This window comes from Geoalkalibacter ferrihydriticus DSM 17813 (assembly GCF_000820505.1).
Lineage (GTDB): Bacteria > Desulfobacterota > Desulfuromonadia > Desulfuromonadales > Geoalkalibacteraceae > Geoalkalibacter > Geoalkalibacter ferrihydriticus.
Map to the genome: position 1 here is coordinate 45,162 of NZ_JWJD01000001.1, position 19,583 is coordinate 64,744.

The window sequence follows — 19,583 nt, forward strand, 5'->3', positions numbered from 1 at the left end:
TCTCCTTTTTCAGGATCCGGGAATCCCGGCGCTGATGACCAGGGCGAAGATAAAGGCAAAGACCGCAAAACCCTCGACGATGGCAGAGGGGGCCAGGGACAGGCCGAAGATCTCGGGTTTGGCCTTGGAGGCATTAATCGCCGAGGCGCAGGCCTTGCCCTGGTAGACGGCGCTGGCAAGCAGGGCCAGGCCGGCCAGCAGGCCGATGCCGAAAACACCGGGCGCGGTGGCTTCGGTGATTTCCCGGTTGAGGGTAAACATCACCACAATCCCATAGATTACCTGGGATGAGGGCATGACCGAAACACCCAGGAATCTGCCGTGTCCTGATTCGGTTTCGAGCATCGCCCCGATGGCGGCCTGCCCGGCCAGGGAACAGCCGATCATGCTGCCTATGGCACCCAGGGCCATGGGAGCGTACAAACCGAGCCAGCCGAGGGATAGGACCAAATCATTCATGGTGAATCTCCTTTTTGCAAAACGGTCGAAAGGGATAGCCCTCCTCGGAGAGTCCCCAGTTGTAGAACTCGATAAAATTCAAGCGCAGGCCGTGTACAACGCCGGAAACGATGGCCAGCGCCAGATTGAGGGCATGACCCAGCACCAGGATCATGGCGGCCAGAAACAGCCCTGTGCCGGGCAGGGCCGCAGCCGTGGCCGAGGAAATCTGGTTGAAAGTGAGGGCCAGCGCGGCGCTGGCCAAACCCAGGGCGAAGAGACGCATATAGCTGAGCACGTCGCCGAAGGCCCGGGTGAGACGCGTCAGGGCGCCGAGACCATCCAACATCCGCAATGCGGCACCCTTGGCGCTGTTGATCGGCCGGTTTGAGGACCAGACAAAGATGGCCGATCCCGAGCCGATTCCCAGCACCCAGCACAGAGGCAGCAGAGCCTCGGGCAGCACTCCGGATGCGGCGAGCCAACCGCTGAAGCCGGCCACCAACATGCCGTTCCAGCCCAGAGCCACCCTGGCCGAGCTGCCCGGCCAGTAACGGATGGCACGAAAGCCGTTGGCAAGCAGGAGGTGAGCCACGCCGATAAAAACCGACAACCTGAGCATGGTGTCGAAGTCGTTGAGATCGATGACCTGGAGCGCCGCCGCCAGGGAGCCGGCCGGTGGCGAGACACCAAAATAGTTACCCACCAGCACGCCGTAGGTGACAGCGGCGCCCAGCATGGCCGCGGCCAGGGTGCGCAGCCGGCGCGTCATGGGCTTGCGGCCCAGTTTTTTCCAGAAGGCCACAAGCCCGAGCGAAAGCAGCAGCGCATAGCCGGCGTCGGCTATGATCATGGCGAAGAAGGCGGCGAAAGAGAAGAACAATACCCGCGAGGGATCCCAGTCGGCATAACCCGGAGTCTGGAAGAAGCGGGCCAGATCCTCCCCCGCGGCAACCTTCGGCGGATTGGAAAGCAGCGTCGGTGGTTGGTCATCCGCCGCGGGTGGTTCGAAAAAGGCGGCGATACCCTGCTGCTCGACAAATTTCTCCACCCGCGCGCGGTCTTTTTGCGCCAGCCAGCCGTGCAGAACGAAAAGATCGGATTCGTCGCGGGTGAGGTTTGCGGCGTGGTTCAAGGCGGCTCGGTCCTCGGCGCGCGCCAGCTCGCGGAGGATCAGGCTGATCCAGCGCGTCTGCCACATTCGCTGGAATTCCAGCTCTTGGATGCGCTGCCGAACGGAACGGATCTGAACGTCGAGTTTTTTCAGGGACAGGTGACCGATGGGCACCGGCGGAAGTGCAATGCGCTCTTTGGGAGGCTGCTTCTCGGATATTACGATCAGATAAACCTGACGCTGGTCGCGTTTGACCACGGCCCAGGTCAGGCCCTCCTTGTCCATCTGCGCGAACTGATGCAGTGGCACCACATAATACCAGAAGTGCAAGCCGCTGAAATGGTCGGGGGTCGGGGGATCGAACTGCCCCCAGGGTTCGAGCAGCTTGCGCTGAGCCAGCAGGGTCTCAAGGTGGTTACGGGTCTCGGTCAGGGCATAACGGTTGTGTCGGACCGCAGCAACCACGGCATCGAAGTCGAATTCCTGGTCGTCGGTGACCTGTATGAATCGTTGCGGATTGTCCACAAGCCAGCGCAGTGCCTGATAAGCTCCTTCGGGGCGCTGCGGGGCTTTCTCGCCCCAGCCTTCAGCCGGCCGCAACGACACAAGGTGCACCAGTCCCAGGGCCTGCAGAGCGGCGAGAAAGGCGGATTTATCCTGGTTGGGACCGCAAAAGGTGACCTTTTCCAGAGCGACGATGGCCATTCTCAGGTCTCCGCAACATTAAACCGGCGTTTTTTTGCGATTTTAGCCCTGACTACCGCCGCGCGCTCGGCGTCGCCTAAATGGATGCGGATTTCCCGGATCCGTGCCTCGGTGCGGGGGATCAGAACCTTGTCGAACAAATTCACGCGCTGGGTGATTTTCTGGACGGCTGCCTCCAGGCGTTCAAGCCGGATCTGTTGAATGCGCTCGGTGACTTTGAGCGTAATCATTTCGGCCATCTTGTCCGCCAGGGTGTCGACCCAAGGGGGGCGCACCAGAAAAGAGTAGGGGCGCCGAGTGATTTTGACTTTGCCCACCACCGGCAACAGGGTGCCGAGAAGGTTTTGTTCCTCCAGTGCCACGCCCTCGAGGCGGACAAGTTTCGGCAGGTCCACATCATGGTTGGAGAGCATGGGCAGTTCCCGGCCGACGTAGGCGCGCAGTTCCTCCTGTGCCTTATGCGTTTCGGCCAGTTGTCCTCGCGCCTTGGCCCGCTCAGCGATGAGCTGAAGCCGTTTGAGCTCCAGGGAGGGCAGGTAGCGTCGGTAGATTTTCAGTTGCCGCGTTTCGTGCAGAAGAGCGGATTTACTCAGGGACTTTCTAGCCATCAGGCTACCTCGCCGGGTTCGCTATTCTGAGCATCCTGCTCGGCGCCCTGGCGCTGTTTGCGCACATCTTGCGGAAAATATTTATCCACCAGGGCCTCCTTCATAAGAAGTTCCTCGGGATCGAAGCATTCAGCAAGGGTTCGCCAGCACAGGTCCAGCGCGTCTTCCAGCGGCAAGGAAACATTGATATTCATGAAGCGCTCTTTGAAGAGGTCGCCAAAAACCAGAAGGCGTTCATCGAAGGCTGTGAGCTCGAAGGCCATGGACTTTTTCTGGTGGGCATCGCGGGCGGCAGAGTAGAGACGGATCATGGTGTTCATGACCTGGGCATGATCTTCGCGCGTGACCTTGCCGATCACGTGCTGCTTGAGGCGCGAAAGCGACCCGAAGGGATCGAGCACCCCTTCGTGCAGATAGAACTGCCCCTCGGTGATATAGCCGGTGTTGTCGGGCACCGGGTGGGTTACGTCATCGCCCGGCATGGTGGTGACCGAGAGAATGGTGACCGAGCCGGCTCCCTTGAAGTCGCAGGCCTTTTCGTAGCGGCGGGCCAGTTGGGAATACAGATCGCCCATGTATCCGCGGTTGGAAGGGACCTGATCCATGGCGACGCCGATTTCTTTCAGCGCATCGGCAAAGGCGGTCATATCGGTCAGAAGAACCAGGACCCGCTTGGATTCCTCCACCGCGAAGCGCTCGGCCACCGCCAGCGCCATGTCCGGTACCAGCAGGCGTTCGATCACCGGGTCGGACGCCTGGTTGACGAACATCACCGTGCGGCCGAATACCCCTGCATCTTCGAAGGCACTGCGAAACAGGTGGTAATCATCGAAGATCAATCCCATGCCGCCGAAGACCACCACGTCGGCATCCGCCTGGATACCGATACGGGCCAGAAAGTTGTTGTAGGGTTCACCCGAGACCGAAAAAATCGGAATTTTCTGGCTCTCGACCAGCGTGTTGAACACGTCGATCATGGGTACGTCGGTGCGAATCATGCGCGAAGCCAGCAGCCGGCGCATGGGATTGACCGGAGGTCCGGCGATTTCGACCTTGGTATCGGCGGACAGATCCGGGCCGCCATCAAGCGGCCGACCGACGCCGTTGAAGACTCTGCCGAGGATGTTTTCCGAGTAGGTCGCCTGCATCGGGTGGCCGAGAAAACGCACCGTGCAGCGGGTGGACAGCCCTTTGGTGCCGGCAAAGACCTGCAGGGTGACCACATCGCGCTCCAGACCGATCACCTGCGCCAGAGACTGGCGCTCATCGATGTTTTCCACCAGCGCCAAATCTCCGAAACGGGCCGGTCCGCCCGCTTCGCCGTCCGAACCGACAACACGGACCCGCAGAATATCCCCGACGATTTCCAGAACCCTTGAGTAACGAACCAGACTTTCAATCACGCTTTCGCATTTCCTTTGATTGTGGCGCCGAACCCTGCGCCGTCCTTGTCAGAAAAAGAGGCCTTTTGGTGTGTGGGATCTGATACTCGGGAAAAGGCCGCAACGTGAGGATAATCTTAACGGAGTACAGAAAAAAAGCCAGCGCGGATTCACGTGTCATATCGGTACGCTATTGGATTCAGGCTGAATTAGGCAGGGAGATTAGCCGGCAGAGTGATTGGCAGATTCTTCCCTTGTCTCTGTGTAGCGCCAGCCCGTCAGCGTCGTGCAAGCATACGGATCAGATCGTACTCCGCTTGCCGCCCAAGCGTTTGCAGAGCTTCCAATGCCGTGTCGCGATGTTCGCCGGCGCTACCCGTGAGGCAGGCAGCGAAAAATGAGGCGAGGTCGGCACGGGCCGATGCGGCGCGCAGCTCTGGGGTGACGCGCTGCTGCGCGTGCCAGATGTCAGCAGAGCGTTTCTCGTGATGGTTTCGCAGAGCATTAATGCGCTGCAGCGTCTCATCAAAATTGATCTGCCGTTCGCTTGACAGCAACATTTCGGGCAGCTCCCCGGGGGCGTCTTCCTGAATGATTTCGGCAAGGCGGATGAAGCGGTTGCGCATTCTGGTCTCCTGTCAAAAAAAATCACCCTATCACGGATCGCTGGCGTTTTTCTACAATCTGAGACTGAGGCCTGGATGGTGCTTGTGAGAAAAATTGGTATTAATTCAGGACTCTGTGGATAGGGGCCTATTGAGGGGCTCTTGAGGGGCGCGTATGTCCTGGCATGGACCTGATAAGTCCATGCGCCCGGGCCTGGGCAGATGAAAGGGCGGGCTAGGCACCGGCCGCGGGGGTAGGGGCAAGGCGCTGCCCCAGGCGCAAGACCGCGGCCACGTTGCGTGCCGACATGCGCAGGTTGACGGCGGCGTTCTCCAGGGCCTCGCTGAGAGTGCCGATTTCGCGCAGCACGCTGAAAACCGCTTCGATGCCCTGTTGGTGAACACTGTCCATATCCGCGGCCAAGCTGCCGGCAATGGCAATCACCGGTTTGCCCCGACGTTGCGCCAGGCGCGCCACCCCCAGAGGTGCCTTGCCCTGAAGGCTTTGGCTGTCCATGCGGCCTTCACCGACAAGGATCAGATCCGCCTGCATGATCGCCTGCTCAAGACCAAGCGTTTCACTGACGATGTCGATCCCAGGACGCAGGCCGGCGTCAAGAAAAGCCCGTAGTGCCGCGCCCAGGCCGCCGGCCGCTCCGCCTCCTGGCGTCGCGGCAATGTCGACACCCAGTGCGCCTTTGACAATCTCGGCAAAGTGCCCCAGGTTTGCTTCAAGCTGCGCCACCATCTCCGCAGTGGCGCCTTTTTGCGGGGCAAAGACTGCTGCCGCTCCTTTCTCACCCAGCAGCGGATTATCCACATCGCAGGCTGCCTCAATCCGGCAATGGCGCAGGCGCTCATCCAGAGTTGTGACATCGATGCGCGCGAGATCGGCCAACGCTGCTCCGCCCGGGCCGATCTGGCGGCCATGGCGATCCAGCAGTTTGGCTCCCAGAGCCTGCAGCATGCCCGCGCCGCCATCACAGGTGGCGCTGCCGCCGAGGCCGATAATCAGGTGCCGCGCCCCTCTGTCAAGCGCAGCACGGATAAGCTGGCCGCTGCCAAAGGTGGTGGTCCGCAAGGGGTTGCGCGACGCCTGAGGCACCAGTTCCAGGCCGCTGGCTGCGGCGATTTCGATGACCGCGCTCTGTCCAGAGTTGAAACTGCCGAAAAATGCGCGCACTTTTTCGCTCAAAGGCCCGCTGACCGCAACCTCAACGATCTTTCCGCCTGTGGCCGCCACCAAGGCCTCGACGGTACCTTCGCCGCCGTCGGCCAAGGGCAGCCGGCGGTAGTCGGCAAGAGGGAAGATTTCGCGGAAGCCGGCTTCGATCTGCTCCGCCACCTGTGCTGCCGAGAGGCTTTCTTTGTATGAATCCGGGGCAATGAGAATTTTCATGAGGATGCTCCCCTGGGTTGGAAAATATTCTGAGGCCCAACCAAACTAACCTATCCTGATTCCGGAAGCCATTGGAACTGCCCTCTTTCGACACCGGCTGTCGCCAGGGAAAGACACTCTGGAGGGATTTTTTTGCCGACAGTTGGCCTTCCTTCGGTTATCCTGTTGCCACAAGACCCTGGTCAGGGGTGAAACGCTCTTCACCAGCAGTCCTGATTGTGGAAAAAAAACGAACCGGCACATGAATTGCTTGGATTATTGCCAGCCTAATTATTTTTCTTGAGGATGTTTTTTATGCAACTGAAAATCTGTTTGTCCGCTTGTCTCTTGTGTCATCTGCTCATGGCCACGGTCGCTTTGGCCGAAACCCGTTTTGTCACGGACGAATTGACGATTAATTTACGCCGGGGTATGGGAAATGAGTACCGGATTTTGAAGATGCTCCCAACCGGGACGCCCGTTGAGATCCTTGAAAGGCATGGCCAGTACGCCAAGGTCCGCGAACCGGCTGGAACCGAAGGTTATGTGCTCACCCAGTTTCTCACCACGGAAACTCCCAAGGGGCAGGTCGCTGCCCGCCTGGAAAAAGAAAATGCCCGTCTGCTCAACGAGCTTAACCGGGTGAAAGAGAGCTACCAGGATGTCGATACTCAGATCAACCAACTCCAAGCCGAGATCGACGCCCTGGAAAAAGCCCGAAGCGAGGCGGAAAGCGGCTTTAGAGAATTTCAGCACAAATACGAAAGGTTGCGTGAGGATGCCGGCAACGTTCTCAAGCTGCAAGAGGAGCGTGATCACCTGAAAAGTGAAAACCTGGCGCTGGAGACCGAAGTCATCGCCTTGCGCGAAGCGAGCAGCGCGGCTCTACGCACCGGCATGATCCGATGGTTCGTCGCCGGTGCCGGAGTTCTTTTCACGGGGTGGATCCTTGGCAGCATCTCGCGGAATAAGCGTAAAAAGTCTTCGCTGAGCTGGTGATCGATTGGTGTGCAAGAAGGGGAATAATACCGAAACCGCTTTCATTGCATGACCTTTCCGATCAAAAGGGATTTGGACAAAATGTCGATCTATATGACCCCCGATTGCGCCGAAGCGATGCGGGCCGAGTTGCGCGATCTGCTTTACAAGAAACGCCCGGAGATGGCCAAGACGGCCGAATGGGCCGCCAGTAACGGCGACCGCAGCGAAAACGCCGATTATCAGTATGCCAAACGGGCCCTGCGTCGTTTTGATGGGCGCATTCGTTTCCTGTCCAAACGTCTGGAAGCCGCGCAGATCATTGAGCCGGTGAGCCAGGCCCAGGTGGCGGGCGGTCGGGTGCTGTTCGGGGCCACGGTGACCGTCGACGAGGACGGGGAGGAGAAAGCCTACAGTATCGTCGGGGTCGACGAGACGGCCCCGGGGCGCGGGGTGATCAGTTGGGTATCGCCCCTCGGCAAGGCCCTGCTCGGCAAGCGGGTGGGCGATGTGGTGACCTTTATGACACCTAAGGGAGAGCGCGAGCTGGAACTCGTCAAGGTTGAATACGTGCCGATTGCTACCGGTGTCCTGCCGCCGGCTGAGGAGGACGACGGCGAAGCCGAGGAATCATGATCCGCCAATCACTCGCTTTTATTTCACCGTGATGATTCAATTCTCCTTTCCTTATTTCTTTCACATTTGATCGCGGCCAACTCAGCCGTCAGGAACCCCGCGAAAATTTTCGAGCCCAGGGACGTTCGGGCGGTGCTGATCCACGGGCTCGCAATGACCGGGGGCGCAACTGGCCCTTGGTCGGACGGTTAACTCGCAGGGTGAGATGGGCGAATCCGGCCGCAAACCATAGAGGTTGAAAACGATGCGCGGTCCGTCGCAACGAGAAAAACTCCCGAATAAATTCTTCTGCTGTCTGTTGCTTTTCCTTCTGTTGTCGGCAGGCTGCACCTCCTCCGACCGGGATTGGCGCACCGCCAGCCGTCAGTCGGCCGGGATTGCTCCCGATCCTGGGCAGACCAGCGAGGCCATACTGCAGGTGTATGCTGCTCGCGCCTGGGGCTGGCGTGGGTGGTTTGCGGTTCACACCTGGATCGCCACCAAGCGCAGCACCGAGCCGTTCTACATCGTTTATGAGGTCATCGGTTGGCGTGAAAATCGAGGCTTGCCTGTTCTTCGCATCGAAAAGGACGCACCTGACCGGTACTGGTTCGGCGAAAAGCCAAAACTGCTGGCCGATCACCGGGGAGACGGCGTGGATGCTCTGATTGAGGCCGTGGAATCGGCGGCGGCTTCCTATCCCTGGCCCCAGACCTATCGGGTGTTTCCAGGTCCTAATAGCAACACCTTTACCGCCTGGGTCGCCAGGGAAGTTCCCGAACTCGAACTCACACTGCCTTTTTCCGCCATTGGCAGAGGGTATGCCGATTAGCGCACCAGGAGTCTGCATTTGGTATCCCCTCAGCATTCAAGGAACTCAATTCGTGGCGTTGATTTAAATCAATAACCTCGACGGTGTTGACGCCGGGCAGGGTGATGAACATTGCGGGTCGCCTCGGCCGCCAGGTGCGGCTGGAACAGGAACGAATCGGGTTTGAGTGGGTGCGTGAGGCGCTTAGCCGTGCGTACTAATCAGGATTGTCTCAGGGCACCATGCCTTTTTGCGCCAATTCAGACAGGGCCTCCTGGGTTTTTCCCAGTCCCTCCATTGCCATGCCCCGCAGGATGTGGGGTGCCTTGGTAAACTGAATGCCCTGGTATTCGACGACCTGCACGTGATTGCCCCAGGGATCAAGAAAATCAAGCCCCTGACTGGGTAGAATTTTAACTCCCGTCGCCTCGACCGCTCTACGCACCGCTTCCCGATCATCGACAACCAGACCGAAATGTCGTGCTGTGTCGGGGCCTTGGCTGCGCCCCGCGGAGAGGTTTATGAACTGATCGCCCAGGTCGATGAAGGCCATGTTGTCGTGACGCCCACGCAGCTTGAGCTCGAACAGGCTGCCGAAGAATTCAAGGGCCGCCTCAATGTCGGCAACTTCCAGGGCGATGTGATTGATGCCCACCGCGCGGGCTTTTTTTGATGGAGAGGAATTCATGACCGACCTCCTCGCTACATAGTGGGTTGTGATAGGTTTCGAGTCATAATTCAGCAGTGGTTGTCTTGACTTTATCGCCTCCGCTCCCGATTGCAACCTGTGATAGGCTTGACGAAAGCGCATGGCCAAACGCGATTTTTCACCAGGGCCGCCGGCGCGCCGCAACTTAAGAGATTGGGTGAGAAAACCTTATGATGATGCCGATTATTGCGGTTCTTTTCGGCTTGGCGCTTCTTGTCTGGAGCGCGGATCGCTTCGTCGAGGGCGCGGCGTGCACGGCGCGTCATTTCGGCATGTCGCCGCTGTTGATCGGCATGGTAATCGTCGGATTCGGTACCTCCGCGCCTGAGATGCTGGTTTCGGCACTCTCTGCCTATCAAGGTAATCCGGGGATTGCCCTCGGCAATGCCTATGGTTCAAACATCACCAATATCGCCTTGATCCTGGGGATCGCGGCCTTGATCCGGCCCCTTGCCGTTCATTCGCAGGTGCTGCGCAAGGAATTACCGATCTTGGCGGGCGTCACGGGTTTGGCCGCCTGGCAGATCTGGGACGGTGTAATCAGCCGTGCGGATGCCTGGGCACTGTTGGGCGTATTTGCCGTGCTGATGACCTGGACCATCCGGCAGGGGTTGCAGAAACAGCCGGATGCCCTGGGGAGCCAGATCGCGGAACAACTCGAAGACCATCCGCTGCCTTTGAGGCGTGCCGGTCTGTGGCTTGTCGTCGGTCTGGTTCTTTTGATTGTCAGCTCCCGAATTCTGGTCTGGGGCGCGGTCAAAATCGCCCAGGGCTTCGGCATCAGCGATCTGATTATCGGCTTGACCATTGTGGCCGTCGGTACCTCACTGCCTGAGCTGGCCTCAACCGTCATGGCCGCGCGTAGGGGTGAGCACGATCTTGCCTTGGGCAATATCCTCGGCTCCAACCTGTTCAATACCCTGGCGGTCGTGGGGATCGCCGGCATGATTCATCCGATGGCGGTCGGTCCGGACGTTCTTGTGCGTGACCTGCTGGTGATGGCGGTGTTGACCCTGTCGCTTTTTGCCCTTGGCTACGGGTTTCGCGGCATCGGCCGCATCAACCGCTTTGAAGGCGCAGCACTGCTTTTGAGCTATGTTGCCTATGTGGTTTATTTGGTGGTGGGTGTTGCCGGCAGTTGATTGTTTGGGTGATTCTTCGCCGAATCCCTGGGTGTGCGCAATTTGACCTTTGCGTCTGCCGGTTAAAGAAAAGGGTCTATCATGCTGCTGTGGCTTGGCGTTGCATTACTGATGGTTTATTTGCTCATCGGTTTCGAGGTTGGCGCCGGTGGGCGGAAAATCCGCTTTTTGCGCGATATCGCCCCCATTGATGCCGAAAATGCTCCACCGGTGACGATCATTGCCGCAGCGCGCAATGAGGAGCGCAACATCCGCGCGGCGCTTCAATCGCTGCTTCGTCTCAATTATCCCCATTACCAGATCCTTGTCGTCAATGATCGATCCACCGACCGGACCGGGACGATTCTCGAAGAAATGGCCAAGGATGATCATCGCTTGGAAGTCCTGCATGTCAGCGAGCTTCCAGCCGGCTGGTTGGGGAAAAACCACGCGCTGTGGGAGGCCGGCTGCCGCGCCCGCGGCGCGTTGCTGCTTTTTACCGATGCTGATGTCGTGTTGGCTCCTGACGTTTTGTCCCGTGCCGTCAGCTGTTTGCAGCAAGAAGGGCTCGACCATCTGGCGGCCACGCCTGAAGTCCGCATGCCGGGCACCATTCTCAACATGCTCGGCCTGACTTTCGGGTTTTTCCTCGGACTTTTCACCCGACCCTGGAAAGCCGCCGACCCCAAAAGCCACTGCCACATCGGCATCGGCGCCTTCAATCTGGTGCGAGCCGCCGCCTATCGCCAGGTCGGTGGCCACCGCGCCATCGCCCTGCGCCCCGACGACGATCTCAAGCTCGGCAAGATTATAAAAAAGGGCGGTTTTCGCCAGCAGTTGGTCTATGGCAACGGACTCATCGCGGTTGAGTGGTACGCCAGTGTCCGTGAAATGGTCATCGGCTTGGAGAAGAACATCTTCGCCGGGTTCGATTACCGGCTTGGACTTGCTGTGGGTGCCGTGGTTTTTCAGCTGGTGGCCGGCCTTTGGCCTTATCTGGCCTTGCTCCTCACCACGGGCCCCACTTTCGCGGTTTATGCGGCGACGGTGGTGGTCATCAGCCTGATTGTCGCCGACGGCGCCCGTTTGCACGGCTACAGTCCCTGGTACGCTCTGGGCTTTCCCCTGACCGTGGGGCTTCTTGCCTTTATTATCGTCCGCACCCTGATCTGCACTCTGAGCAGAGGGGGCATCTACTGGCGCGGCACCTTCTATCCGCTCTGCGAACTGCGCAAAAATCGGGTTTGAGAAGGATGGCGCTTTTTCTGTTCTGTCACCGTATAAAGCAAGGGCGAAAACACCTTGAGGTATTTTCGCCCGGGTCGAGGTTTTTCGGCAACGATGTGCTGGTTAGTTGAGCTGCTGATGTCCTTGTGCAAAGCTTCTGACGACGCCGGCGAGGATCAGGGCTGCCGGGACCAGTTGCGCAACCACGATCAAGCCGAAGAAACCGATGAAGGCCCAGACCAGGATGCCGCTGTGTGTCTGTGCGCCGGCGGCGGCGAAAGCAGGAGAAGCAAAGCTGAGCAGCAGGGCGAGAGAGGTCAACAGAGTCGCTTTCATGATGGTTTCTCCTTTTTTGGGGTTTATTCCAGCCAGTGGCGAAGTCCACTTTGTGTTGTGCGTCATTTGTCTTTTTATACAGCATCAGACGTGCCAAGTCTGAAAAGTCCCTCGAGAAAGGTTGTAACTATTCTAAAATGTTGAGGAATAATTTTTTTCGAAGAGATTTTTTAGAAATGCTTGCTGCACGCAGGAAATAATTTTTTCATACAGATGAATCCTTGGCGAAAGGGCTCAAGAGTCCATAGAATTTCTTCAACATCCTTAAATTATTTGGGAAAAACGCTTTTCCCAAGGTGTATGAATTAACCATGCGTTGAATGGAGAAAACATTCCTGCAACCTTTCGTTTCTTGTCTTTCCTGCGCCGCTCTCTCTTGACATACGCAAAACTTACGCATATCGTGGAGCCACCGCAAGGAGGTGGTTGCCATGAGTCCCCTGACGCCCAAACAAAAAGCTCTGCTCGATTTCATCGTCGCCTTTACCGAGCGCGAGGGATATCCGCCCTCGCAGCAGGAGATCGCCAAATCCTTCGGCTTTCGCTCCCTGGGCACGGTGCAGAATTATCTGGTGCGCCTGGAGCGCGAAGGCGTCCTGGCCAAGGACTGGAACGCCAAGCGCGGCCTGCGGGTGCTGCAACCCCAGGCGCCGCCTCGGGCGCTGGAGTTGCCCCTGGCGGGGATCGTCGCCGCGGGCAAGCCCATTGAGGCGGTAAGCAACCCGGACACCATTGAGGTGCCGGCCTCCATGGTCGGCGCCGGCGAGAATTTCGTGCTGCGGGTGCAGGGCGACTCCATGGTCGGCGACGGCATCCTCGACGGTGACTTCGTGGTCGTGCGCAAGCAACCCCACGCCGAATCGGGGCAGACCGTGGTCGCCCTGATTCGCGGCGAGGCCACCGTCAAGCGTTTGGTGCGTAAAGCCGATCACATCGAACTGCATCCGGCCAATCCGACCATGCAGCCCCTGGTGGTTTCCGGCGAGGAGGATTTTCGCATCGAGGGCGTGGTGGTCGGACTTATCCGCCATTGCCAGTAAGCCGTCATGGAGCGCGACATCCTGCACCTGGTCGTCCCGGCTTTTGCCATTTCCCTGGCGCGGGTCATCGATGCGTCCCTGCGCGAGCGCCCCGTAGCCATCGCTGCCGCCCATTCAGGGCGGGCCCTGCTGCAATGCGTTTCGCGCGAGGCGGCGGCCGAGGGACTGCGCGAAGGCATGCCCGTGCATCACGCGCGTCGTCTCTGTCCCGCACTAAGTCTGCTGTCCCCCGATCCGCAACTGCTCGCGCGCGGCAGCCGGGCCCTGCATCGGCTGGTTTGCGACTACACGCCGCTCGTTGAACCGAATGCCGGCGGTCGGTTGTTTCTTGATCTCACCGGTTGCCGGCGCCTGCTCGGGCCGGGCCGCGACGTGGCCGCACGCCTGGAAAAAGATCTGGAGCGGCGCCTGCGCCTGACCGGCACTGTCGGCGTGGCGGGCAACAAGCTGGTGGCGCGCATCGCCGCCGGGTGTCTGGAGCGCCCCGGAGTGTGCGACGTGCTGCGCGGCGCCGAGCGCAGTTTTATCGGGCCGCTGCCGGTGGCGGTTTTGCCGGGCATCGGCCCGGCGCGGCAGGCGGCGCTGCTGCAGGATCTCAATCTACGTGTCGTGCAGGAGCTTGCCGCTCTTTCTCTGGCGCAATTGCGCCTTGCCGTCGGGCCCTTTGCGCCGTTGCTGCACCAACGGGCCAACGGTATCGACCCCAGCCCGGTGTGCCTGCCGCAAAAAGCGCCCGAAGTGATCGAGGAAAGCTTTCTGGACCAGGAAGACAACGACGATGCGGTGCTGCTCGCCGAACTCTGTCGCCTGGTGGAAGCCTGCGGCCAGCGCCTGCGTCGCATGGGACAGGCGGCCGGGCAGCTCACGCTGTATCTCTCTTATGCCGATGGGGTAAACAGCAAACGCAGTGTGGTGCTGCCTGCGCCCCGGGATCATGACCTGGAGTTGTATGCCGCCGCCGAGCCGCTGTTTGTTGCGGCCTGCGAGAGACGGGTGCGGGTCAAGGGGCTGCGCCTGGAGTGCGCGCGGTTGGGTGCAGCGGCTGCGCAGCTCGATCTGTTTGCGCCGGCGGGTCTCGCCCCCCGTCACATTTCTTTGCAGCAGGCCATTGATCAGGTGCGCGACAAATACGGCATGGCGGCCGTGCGGCGCGGCCGCACCTTGTGCGCATGAGCTACGCGGCTCTGCACGTCCACTCGGCCTTTTCTCCCCAGTGGGGAGTGCGCTCGGTGGAGGATATCTGCGCCGCGGCCCGCGCTCTGGGTCTCAGGCACCTGGCCCTGACCGACCGCAATGGGCTCTACGGTGTGCCGCATTTTCTTGAGGTCGCCAAGGCACACGGCCTGCTCCCGCTCATCGGCGCCGAAACCGTCAAGGGCGGGCAGCGCGCGGTGTTGCTGGCCCGCGATGCTGAAGGCTATGCCAATCTCTGCCGCCTGTTGTCCGATCTGCATTGCCGCGCGGATTTCGATCTGGCGCAAAGCCTCTGCGTCTTGCGGCGTGGGCTGACGGTGCTCAGCGACGATGCGGCGGTGCTCATGCCCCTGCGCCGGCAGAGCCGCGCGAATCTTTATGTGGAACTCTCCCCCGGACATCAGATGCATCGCGCCCTGGCGTTGTCGCGTGAACTGGGTCTGCCGCCGGTGGCCACCAGTCGTGCGGTGCTGCTCGAGCCGCAGGATTATGAAATTCATCGGGTGTTGCGCGCCATTGCCCTCAACACCAAGCTCAGCCGTCTCTCGCCTGACGAACTGGCGGGGGAGGGCGACCGATTGCTCTCGCCGCAACATTTGGCCGATTTTTTCCCTCATTGTCCGCAAGCCTTGGACAATACCCTGGTCGTCGCCGCGGACTGCCGCAGCGACTGGGACTTCTCCGCCTCGATCTTTCCCGCCTTTCGCGGCCTGGCGGATGGCGAGGCATTTGCCGCGCTGGAACTCAGGGCCCGTCAGGGCGCGCTGTGGCGCTACGGGCAAATGAATGTACGCATCGAAGAGCGGCTGTGCAAGGAGCTCAGCCTCATTCGCGACAAGGGTTTTGCCCATTACTTTCTGGTCGTCGAAGAGCTCGTTCGGCAGTCGCCGCGCACTTGTGGGCGGGGCAGTGCCGCCGCATCCCTGGTTGCTTATTGCCTTGGGATTACTCACGTTGATCCAATAGCTTACAATCTTTTCTTCGAGCGATTTCTTAACGAAGGGCGGCTTGACCCGCCGGATATCGATATCGATTTTCCCTGGGATGAGCGCGACGCCGTCCTTGATTTCGCTTTCCAGCGCTACGGCGCGCGGCGCGCGGCAATGGTGGCCAACCAGGTAAAATTCAAGGGGCGCTCCTCCCTGCGCGAGGTAGCCAAAGTCTTTGGCTTTCAGGAGGACGAGATCAAGACTCTGACCGCGCGTCTCTCCGGTTACTGCACGGCGGGCCGGACCGCCGCGGCCATCGCCCGCGATCCCCAGTTCAAAGGCGAAGCCCTGAGCGACGACTGGCAGCAGGTGCTGCGCCTGGCGCAGCGTCTCGATGGCCAATTGCGCCACCTCTCTCTGCACTGCGGCGGCCTGGTGGTGGTGCCCGACGAAATCCGCCGCTATGTGCCGGTGGAGGTGGCGGCCAAGGGCCTGCCGCTGATTCAATGGGAAAAAGATCAGGCCGAAGCCGCCGGACTGGTCAAGATCGACATTCTCGGCAATCGCTCTCTGGCGGTAATCCGCGATGCCCTGGCGGCTGTCAAACGGCACACGGGCCGCGAAATTGATTACGCCACCTGGCAACCGCTGGACGATGAGCGTACCCGGCAGCTACTGCGCTCCGGCGGGACCATGGGCTGTTTCTACATCGAATCGCCCGCCACCCGGCAACTGCTCAAGCGCATGTTCGGCGAGCGGCAGGTGACAGAGGCGGCCGATCTTTTCGAGCACCTGGTCATGGCCTCGTCGATCATCCGCCCGGCGGCCAATGTCTTTATCCGCGAATTCGTCGCACGCATGCGCGGGAAGGCCTGGACCCCTCTGCATCCCTTGCTCGATGAGGTGTTGAACGAGACCTACGGCCTGGCCGTCTATCAGGAGCAGATCACTCAGGTGGCCATGGCGCTGGCCGACTTTTCAGCCTTCGAGGGCGATCAGTTGCGCAAGATCATCAGCAAAAAGCACAAGGCGCAAACCCTCAGGGATTACCACGAGAAATTTCTGGCCGGCGGACGCAAGAAGTGCATCGACGGCCAAATCCTGGGCAAGGTCTGGGCGCAGATTCTCTCCTTTTCCGGCTATTCCTTCTGCAAACCGCATTCGGCCTCTTACGCCCTGGTCAGCTGCAAATCCGCCTGGCTCAAGGCCAATTACCCGGCGGAATTCATGGCGGCGGTGATCTCCAATCAGGGCGGCTTCTACAGCCCCTTGGCTTATCTGTCCGAGGCGCGGCGCATGGGCCTTGAGGTTCTGCCGCCGGACATCAACGCCGGCGATCATCCCTACATCGGGCAGGGCAGAGAGCTGCGGGTCGGGTTTATGCAGATTCAGGGGCTTTCGGGCGCCGCCGTCAAGGCGCTGCTCGCCGCGCGCACCCAGGGTGGGGAATTCGTCAGTTTTCGCGACTTTCTCAGGCGGGTGCGCATGGACATCGCCGATACGCGGTTGCTGATCAAAGCGGGATGTTTTGATGCGCTGGAGGGTAAGGAGCGACGCCCGGCCCTGCTTTGGGAGTTGTTGGGGCACCGGCACGCAGCCCCCGCGTCAAGCGCCTCGCTGTTTGATGAGCCAGCGCTGGAACTGCCGACGCCGCCGGCCTACGCTGACAAGCAGGTGCTGGCCCAGGAACTCGAAACCCTGGGCCTGCTCGCGTCCTGTCATCCCTTGGTGCTTCATCGAGGCGAGATTGCGCGACTCAAGCCGGTGTTCGCCTGTCGCATGGCTGAGTGGAGCAAGCGCTACATCACTATGATCGGCTGGTGGGTGACGGGAAAGACGGTGCAGGACAAAGACGGCCGGCCCATGGAATTCGTCTCTTTTGAGGATACGACGGGTATCTTCGACGCGACCTTTTTCCCTCAGGCCTATGCGCGGTTCTGCCGCAAGCTCTCGCGCCTGCGTCCCTATGTGCTCAAGGGCAAGGTCGAGGAGGAGTTCGGTGTGACGACCCTGACGGTGGAGTGGGTAGGCTTTCTGGAGAAAAAAGAGTAAACGATTGAGTCTCACCCCGTCGCGTATGCCGAAGCGGGTGCGCGACACGGCGGCTTCGCGGTTTTATTTTTCAGGTGCCGGTGAATTTTTGCCGTTCGTGATGATTTCTTCAATGCACGCGTAAAGTTCGTTCATGCGGATAGGTTTGGTCAGAAAAGCATCCATTCCTGCGGACAGAGCTCGCTGCTCACTCTCCGGGCCGACATGGGCGGTCAAAGCAACGATGGGGATGTGGGCGCCAGTCAACTGCTCCTGCGCTCTGATGCGGCGGGCTGCTTCGAAGCCGTCGAGCAGCGGCATTTGAGCATCCATCAGAATCACATCGAAGGTTCCGTTTTTCCACTCCTCAATCACGCTCAACCCATCCTCGGCAGCGGCAAATTTCCACCCGCGTTTGGTCAGCAGAACTTCCATGAGTTTGCGCAGCGCGGGGTCGTCCTCGCCAAGTAGAATGCGCAGGTCAGATTTTGCGGTGGTAAGGCCTTCGGGTTGCCGCGCGCGGTCAAGCGCCTTTTCATTTTCTGCGGGGGGAGCTACGCGCAGGGGCAGGGTGAACGTAAAGGTGCTGCCCTGGCCGGGAATGCTTGCGGCCTCGATGCGCCCGCCCATGCGTTCCACGATCCCCTTGCAGATCGCCAGCCCCAGTCCCGTTCCCTCTCGCTTTCTCGTCAAGGAGCTGTCGCCCTGGGAAAAACTCTCGAAAATTCGACTCATCACTTCTGTAGGGATGCCGATTCCGCTGTCATGCACGGCAAATTTCAGAGGGCAGAGATTGGTGTCTAAGACGGCCCTCGGCTCCCGGAAGATGCGCACCTTTACTGAGCCTTGTTCGGTAAATTTGATTGCGTTGCCGATCAGGTTGATCAAAACCTGCTGCAAACGGACCGGGTCGCCGAGAAAGAGCGCCGGAATTTCAGAATCGATGTCCAGAGTCAGGCTAAGACCCTTCTGCGTTGCGCTGAGTTTCAACATATCAAAGGTGTCGTCAAGGCAGGAACGCAGTGCGAAGGCAACCTCTTTCAAGCTCAACTTTCCGGCTTCGATGCGAGAAAAATCAAGAATATCGCCGATCAGATCCATAAGGGATTTTGCGGCGTTCTCCGCCATCCGCAGGCAGCGATTGCGTTCATCGCCGAGATCGTCCTGAGCGAGGCATTCGAGGGCTCCCAGGACCGCCGCCATGGGAGTGCGGATTTCGTGGCTCATGTTGGCGAGAAACCGGCTTTTTGCCTGGGTTGCCTGTTCGGCGGCTTCCATGGCTTGACGCAGACCTTCCGCGTTTTCCTTGCGCTCGGTGATGTCCCGGTCGACGCCGCGATAGCCGAGCAGTTGGCCTTGCTCATCAAAAAACGGAACACCGCTGGTTTCGAGGATGACAGTTCGTCCATCCTTGTGCAGGTTGATGTTCTCTAAGGAGCTGAAAGGTTCTGCTTTGGCCGCGTAGGTTTTAAACTGTTCGGCAACGCGCCGGGCTTCGTTCTCAGGCATAAGGGAAAAAGCTGATTGCCCGATAATTTCCTTCGGGGCATAGCCCAGCAGATCGCGTACTCTGGGGTTGGCGTAGGTGTAGATGCCGTTTCGGTCAATTTCCCAGACCCAGTCGTTGACCGTATCCACCAAGTCGTGGTAGCGCTTTTCAGATTCCCGCAGAGATTGTTCAAGCTGCCTCTGCTCGGTAATGTCGCGACCCACATAGGAAAATGTCGGAGCTTCTCCTTCGACAGCGGGCACCAGGGAAAGGCGGGCCAGAAACCAGCGTGTCCCTTCCGGAACTTCCATGGAATATTCCAGGCACTCGGACTTTCCTGTGAGCGTAATGCGCTGGAAAGCCTGGTGAATTCGGTCCGCCAGATCCTTGGGGATAACCTCGTCGATGGTTTTTCCGAGCAACTCATGATGGGGTCTTTTCAGCAGATTCTCATTGTCCGACCAGACATTAAGATATCGCCCCTGGGCGTCGAACTCGAAGACGATCTCATCCATGGTCCCGATAAAGCGGTTGAGCCGCTCTTCGGTGTGCTGGTGGCCCGCGTTCAAGTTTTTTGGGGGGTCAGGAAGAGATTGATAAAGAGGAGGTGTACAATCTTTCGCACCGGCGCCCTTTGTCTTGCCGCCATCAGCGGGGGGCGAAGACTTATCGAGGGTACGGCTGTCTTGCATGCCGCCGGTGTTGTTGGGTGGGTCGTTCGTCATCCGATTTCTTGTCTCTGTTTGATATCGGCTGATTATACAGTGGTTTTGTGGGTTACTGAACAGGAAAATGTTTCTGATTTAATCCTTTTTTCGTGAAAACACGTTTAGGGAGTTGACGGATAAGGATAAAATCGGGTCAATGATGCGG

17 protein-coding genes are annotated in these 19,583 nt (G+C 59.4%); 8 read left to right on the top strand and 9 right to left on the bottom strand.

The window, feature by feature from the left end:
- Positions 1-9: 9 nt before the first annotated feature.
- From GFER_RS00220 to GFER_RS00245, 6 genes are all read right to left on the bottom strand, one after another.
- Positions 10-459 (bottom strand): ATP synthase subunit C, encoded by a 450-nt coding sequence (locus GFER_RS00220; protein ID WP_040095007.1) that lies wholly within the window; start codon positions 457-459, stop codon positions 10-12.
- Entirely contained in the window at positions 452-2,257 is a 1,806-nt protein-coding gene (locus tag GFER_RS00225) for a V-type ATP synthase subunit I (RefSeq protein WP_040095009.1), read from the bottom strand. Before GFER_RS00225 ends, GFER_RS00220 begins: the two co-directional genes overlap by 8 nt.
- Positions 2,258-2,259: 2 nt before the next feature.
- Positions 2,260-2,865: a V-type ATP synthase subunit D gene (locus tag GFER_RS00230; RefSeq protein ID WP_040095011.1), complete on the bottom strand. Its 606-nt coding sequence runs from the start codon at positions 2,863-2,865 to the stop codon at positions 2,260-2,262.
- The gene (locus GFER_RS00235) at positions 2,865-4,268 is read right to left on the bottom strand and encodes a V-type ATP synthase subunit B (RefSeq protein ID WP_040095014.1); all 1,404 of its coding nucleotides are present in this window, start codon (positions 4,266-4,268) and stop codon (positions 2,865-2,867) included. The genes GFER_RS00230 and GFER_RS00235 overlap by 1 nt, the downstream gene beginning before the upstream one ends.
- Positions 4,269-4,525: 257 nt before the next feature.
- A complete protein-coding gene (locus GFER_RS00240; RefSeq protein WP_040095017.1) occupies positions 4,526-4,873 on the bottom strand; it encodes a hypothetical protein in 348 nt (115 codons plus the stop codon).
- Positions 4,874-5,087: 214 nt separating this feature from the next.
- Positions 5,088-6,251, bottom strand: coding sequence for a glycerate kinase (locus GFER_RS00245; RefSeq protein ID WP_040095019.1), 1,164 nt, complete (start codon positions 6,249-6,251; stop codon positions 5,088-5,090).
- Between the two features lie 294 nt (positions 6,252-6,545).
- Here GFER_RS00245 and GFER_RS00250 point away from each other — a divergent pair, with 294 nt between their 5' ends.
- The 3 genes from GFER_RS00250 to GFER_RS00260 all read left to right on the top strand — a co-directional run bounded on the left by GFER_RS00250 (position 6,546) and on the right by GFER_RS00260 (position 8,655).
- Entirely contained in the window at positions 6,546-7,229 is a 684-nt protein-coding gene (locus tag GFER_RS00250) for a TIGR04211 family SH3 domain-containing protein (protein WP_040095021.1), read from the top strand.
- Positions 7,230-7,310: 81 nt separating this feature from the next.
- Positions 7,311-7,844, top strand: coding sequence for a transcription elongation factor GreB (greB, locus tag GFER_RS00255; protein ID WP_052446028.1), 534 nt, complete (start codon positions 7,311-7,313; stop codon positions 7,842-7,844).
- A 244-nt stretch (positions 7,845-8,088) separates the two neighbouring features.
- Complete coding sequence (locus GFER_RS00260) at positions 8,089-8,655, top strand: DUF3750 domain-containing protein (protein ID WP_052445803.1); 567 nt, start codon at positions 8,089-8,091, stop codon at positions 8,653-8,655.
- A 211-nt stretch (positions 8,656-8,866) separates the two neighbouring features.
- On the opposite strand, the gene GFER_RS00265 is transcribed toward GFER_RS00260, so the two are convergent.
- Positions 8,867-9,322 carry a VOC family protein gene (locus GFER_RS00265; RefSeq protein ID WP_040095024.1) on the bottom strand — a complete coding sequence of 152 codons (456 nt, stop codon included), beginning with the start codon at positions 9,320-9,322 and terminating at the stop codon, positions 8,867-8,869.
- A 191-nt stretch (positions 9,323-9,513) separates the two neighbouring features.
- Between GFER_RS00265 and GFER_RS00270 the strand changes: the two genes are divergently transcribed.
- Entirely contained in the window at positions 9,514-10,485 is a 972-nt protein-coding gene (locus GFER_RS00270; protein WP_040095026.1) for a calcium/sodium antiporter, read from the top strand.
- Positions 10,486-10,566: 81 nt separating this feature from the next.
- Positions 10,567-11,712, top strand: a complete 1,146-nt coding sequence (locus tag GFER_RS00275) for a glycosyltransferase family 2 protein (RefSeq protein WP_052445804.1) — start codon at positions 10,567-10,569, stop codon at positions 11,710-11,712.
- Positions 11,713-11,814: 102 nt separating this feature from the next.
- Here the strand turns inward: GFER_RS00275 and GFER_RS00280 are convergent, their stop codons facing one another.
- Positions 11,815-12,027, bottom strand: a complete 213-nt coding sequence (locus tag GFER_RS00280; RefSeq protein ID WP_040095028.1) for a hypothetical protein — start codon at positions 12,025-12,027, stop codon at positions 11,815-11,817.
- A gap of 431 nt (positions 12,028-12,458) precedes the next feature.
- Here GFER_RS00280 and lexA point away from each other — a divergent pair, with 431 nt between their 5' ends.
- Genes lexA through GFER_RS00295 form a run of 3 tightly spaced genes read left to right on the top strand, consistent with a single transcriptional unit; the run spans position 12,459 to position 17,242 of the window.
- On the top strand, positions 12,459-13,067 hold the full coding sequence (gene lexA, locus GFER_RS00285) for a transcriptional repressor LexA (RefSeq protein ID WP_040095031.1): 609 nt from the start codon (positions 12,459-12,461) through the stop codon (positions 13,065-13,067).
- A gap of 6 nt (positions 13,068-13,073) precedes the next feature.
- Entirely contained in the window at positions 13,074-14,240 is a 1,167-nt protein-coding gene (locus GFER_RS00290; protein WP_040095033.1) for a DNA polymerase Y family protein, read from the top strand.
- Positions 14,237-17,242 carry a DNA polymerase III subunit alpha gene (locus tag GFER_RS00295; RefSeq protein ID WP_040095034.1) on the top strand — a complete coding sequence of 1,002 codons (3,006 nt, stop codon included), beginning with the start codon at positions 14,237-14,239 and terminating at the stop codon, positions 17,240-17,242. Before GFER_RS00290 ends, GFER_RS00295 begins: the two co-directional genes overlap by 4 nt.
- Before the next feature lie 63 nt (positions 17,243-17,305).
- Here GFER_RS00295 and GFER_RS00300 read toward each other — a convergent pair whose 3' ends face one another.
- Positions 17,306-19,435 carry a PAS domain-containing hybrid sensor histidine kinase/response regulator gene (locus GFER_RS00300; protein WP_052445805.1) on the bottom strand — a complete coding sequence of 710 codons (2,130 nt, stop codon included), beginning with the start codon at positions 19,433-19,435 and terminating at the stop codon, positions 17,306-17,308.
- Positions 19,436-19,583 lie beyond the last annotated feature (148 nt).

Bases quoted from the DNA above. Each gene is read 5' to 3' on its own strand.
- GFER_RS00220 (WP_040095007.1), bottom strand. From the start codon at position 459: ATGAATGATTTGGTCCTATCCCTCGGCTGGCTCGGTTTGTACGCTCCC.
- GFER_RS00225 (WP_040095009.1), bottom strand. From the start codon at position 2,257: ATGGCCATCGTCGCTCTGGAAAAGGTCACCTTTTGCGGTCCCAACCAG.
- GFER_RS00230 (WP_040095011.1), bottom strand. From the start codon at position 2,865: ATGGCTAGAAAGTCCCTGAGTAAATCCGCTCTTCTGCACGAAACGCGG.
- GFER_RS00240 (WP_040095017.1), bottom strand. From the start codon at position 4,873: ATGCGCAACCGCTTCATCCGCCTTGCCGAAATCATTCAGGAAGACGCC.
- GFER_RS00245 (WP_040095019.1), bottom strand. From the start codon at position 6,251: ATGAAAATTCTCATTGCCCCGGATTCATACAAAGAAAGCCTCTCGGCA.
- GFER_RS00250 (WP_040095021.1), top strand. From the start codon at position 6,546: ATGCAACTGAAAATCTGTTTGTCCGCTTGTCTCTTGTGTCATCTGCTC.
- greB (WP_052446028.1), top strand. From the start codon at position 7,311: ATGTCGATCTATATGACCCCCGATTGCGCCGAAGCGATGCGGGCCGAG.
- GFER_RS00260 (WP_052445803.1), top strand. From the start codon at position 8,089: ATGCGCGGTCCGTCGCAACGAGAAAAACTCCCGAATAAATTCTTCTGC.
- GFER_RS00265 (WP_040095024.1), bottom strand. From the start codon at position 9,322: ATGAATTCCTCTCCATCAAAAAAAGCCCGCGCGGTGGGCATCAATCAC.
- GFER_RS00270 (WP_040095026.1), top strand. From the start codon at position 9,514: ATGATGATGCCGATTATTGCGGTTCTTTTCGGCTTGGCGCTTCTTGTC.
- GFER_RS00275 (WP_052445804.1), top strand. From the start codon at position 10,567: ATGCTGCTGTGGCTTGGCGTTGCATTACTGATGGTTTATTTGCTCATC.
- GFER_RS00280 (WP_040095028.1), bottom strand. From the start codon at position 12,027: ATGAAAGCGACTCTGTTGACCTCTCTCGCCCTGCTGCTCAGCTTTGCT.
- lexA (WP_040095031.1), top strand. From the start codon at position 12,459: ATGAGTCCCCTGACGCCCAAACAAAAAGCTCTGCTCGATTTCATCGTC.
- GFER_RS00290 (WP_040095033.1), top strand. From the start codon at position 13,074: ATGGAGCGCGACATCCTGCACCTGGTCGTCCCGGCTTTTGCCATTTCC.
- GFER_RS00295 (WP_040095034.1), top strand. From the start codon at position 14,237: ATGAGCTACGCGGCTCTGCACGTCCACTCGGCCTTTTCTCCCCAGTGG.
- GFER_RS00300 (WP_052445805.1), bottom strand. From the start codon at position 19,435: ATGACGAACGACCCACCCAACAACACCGGCGGCATGCAAGACAGCCGT.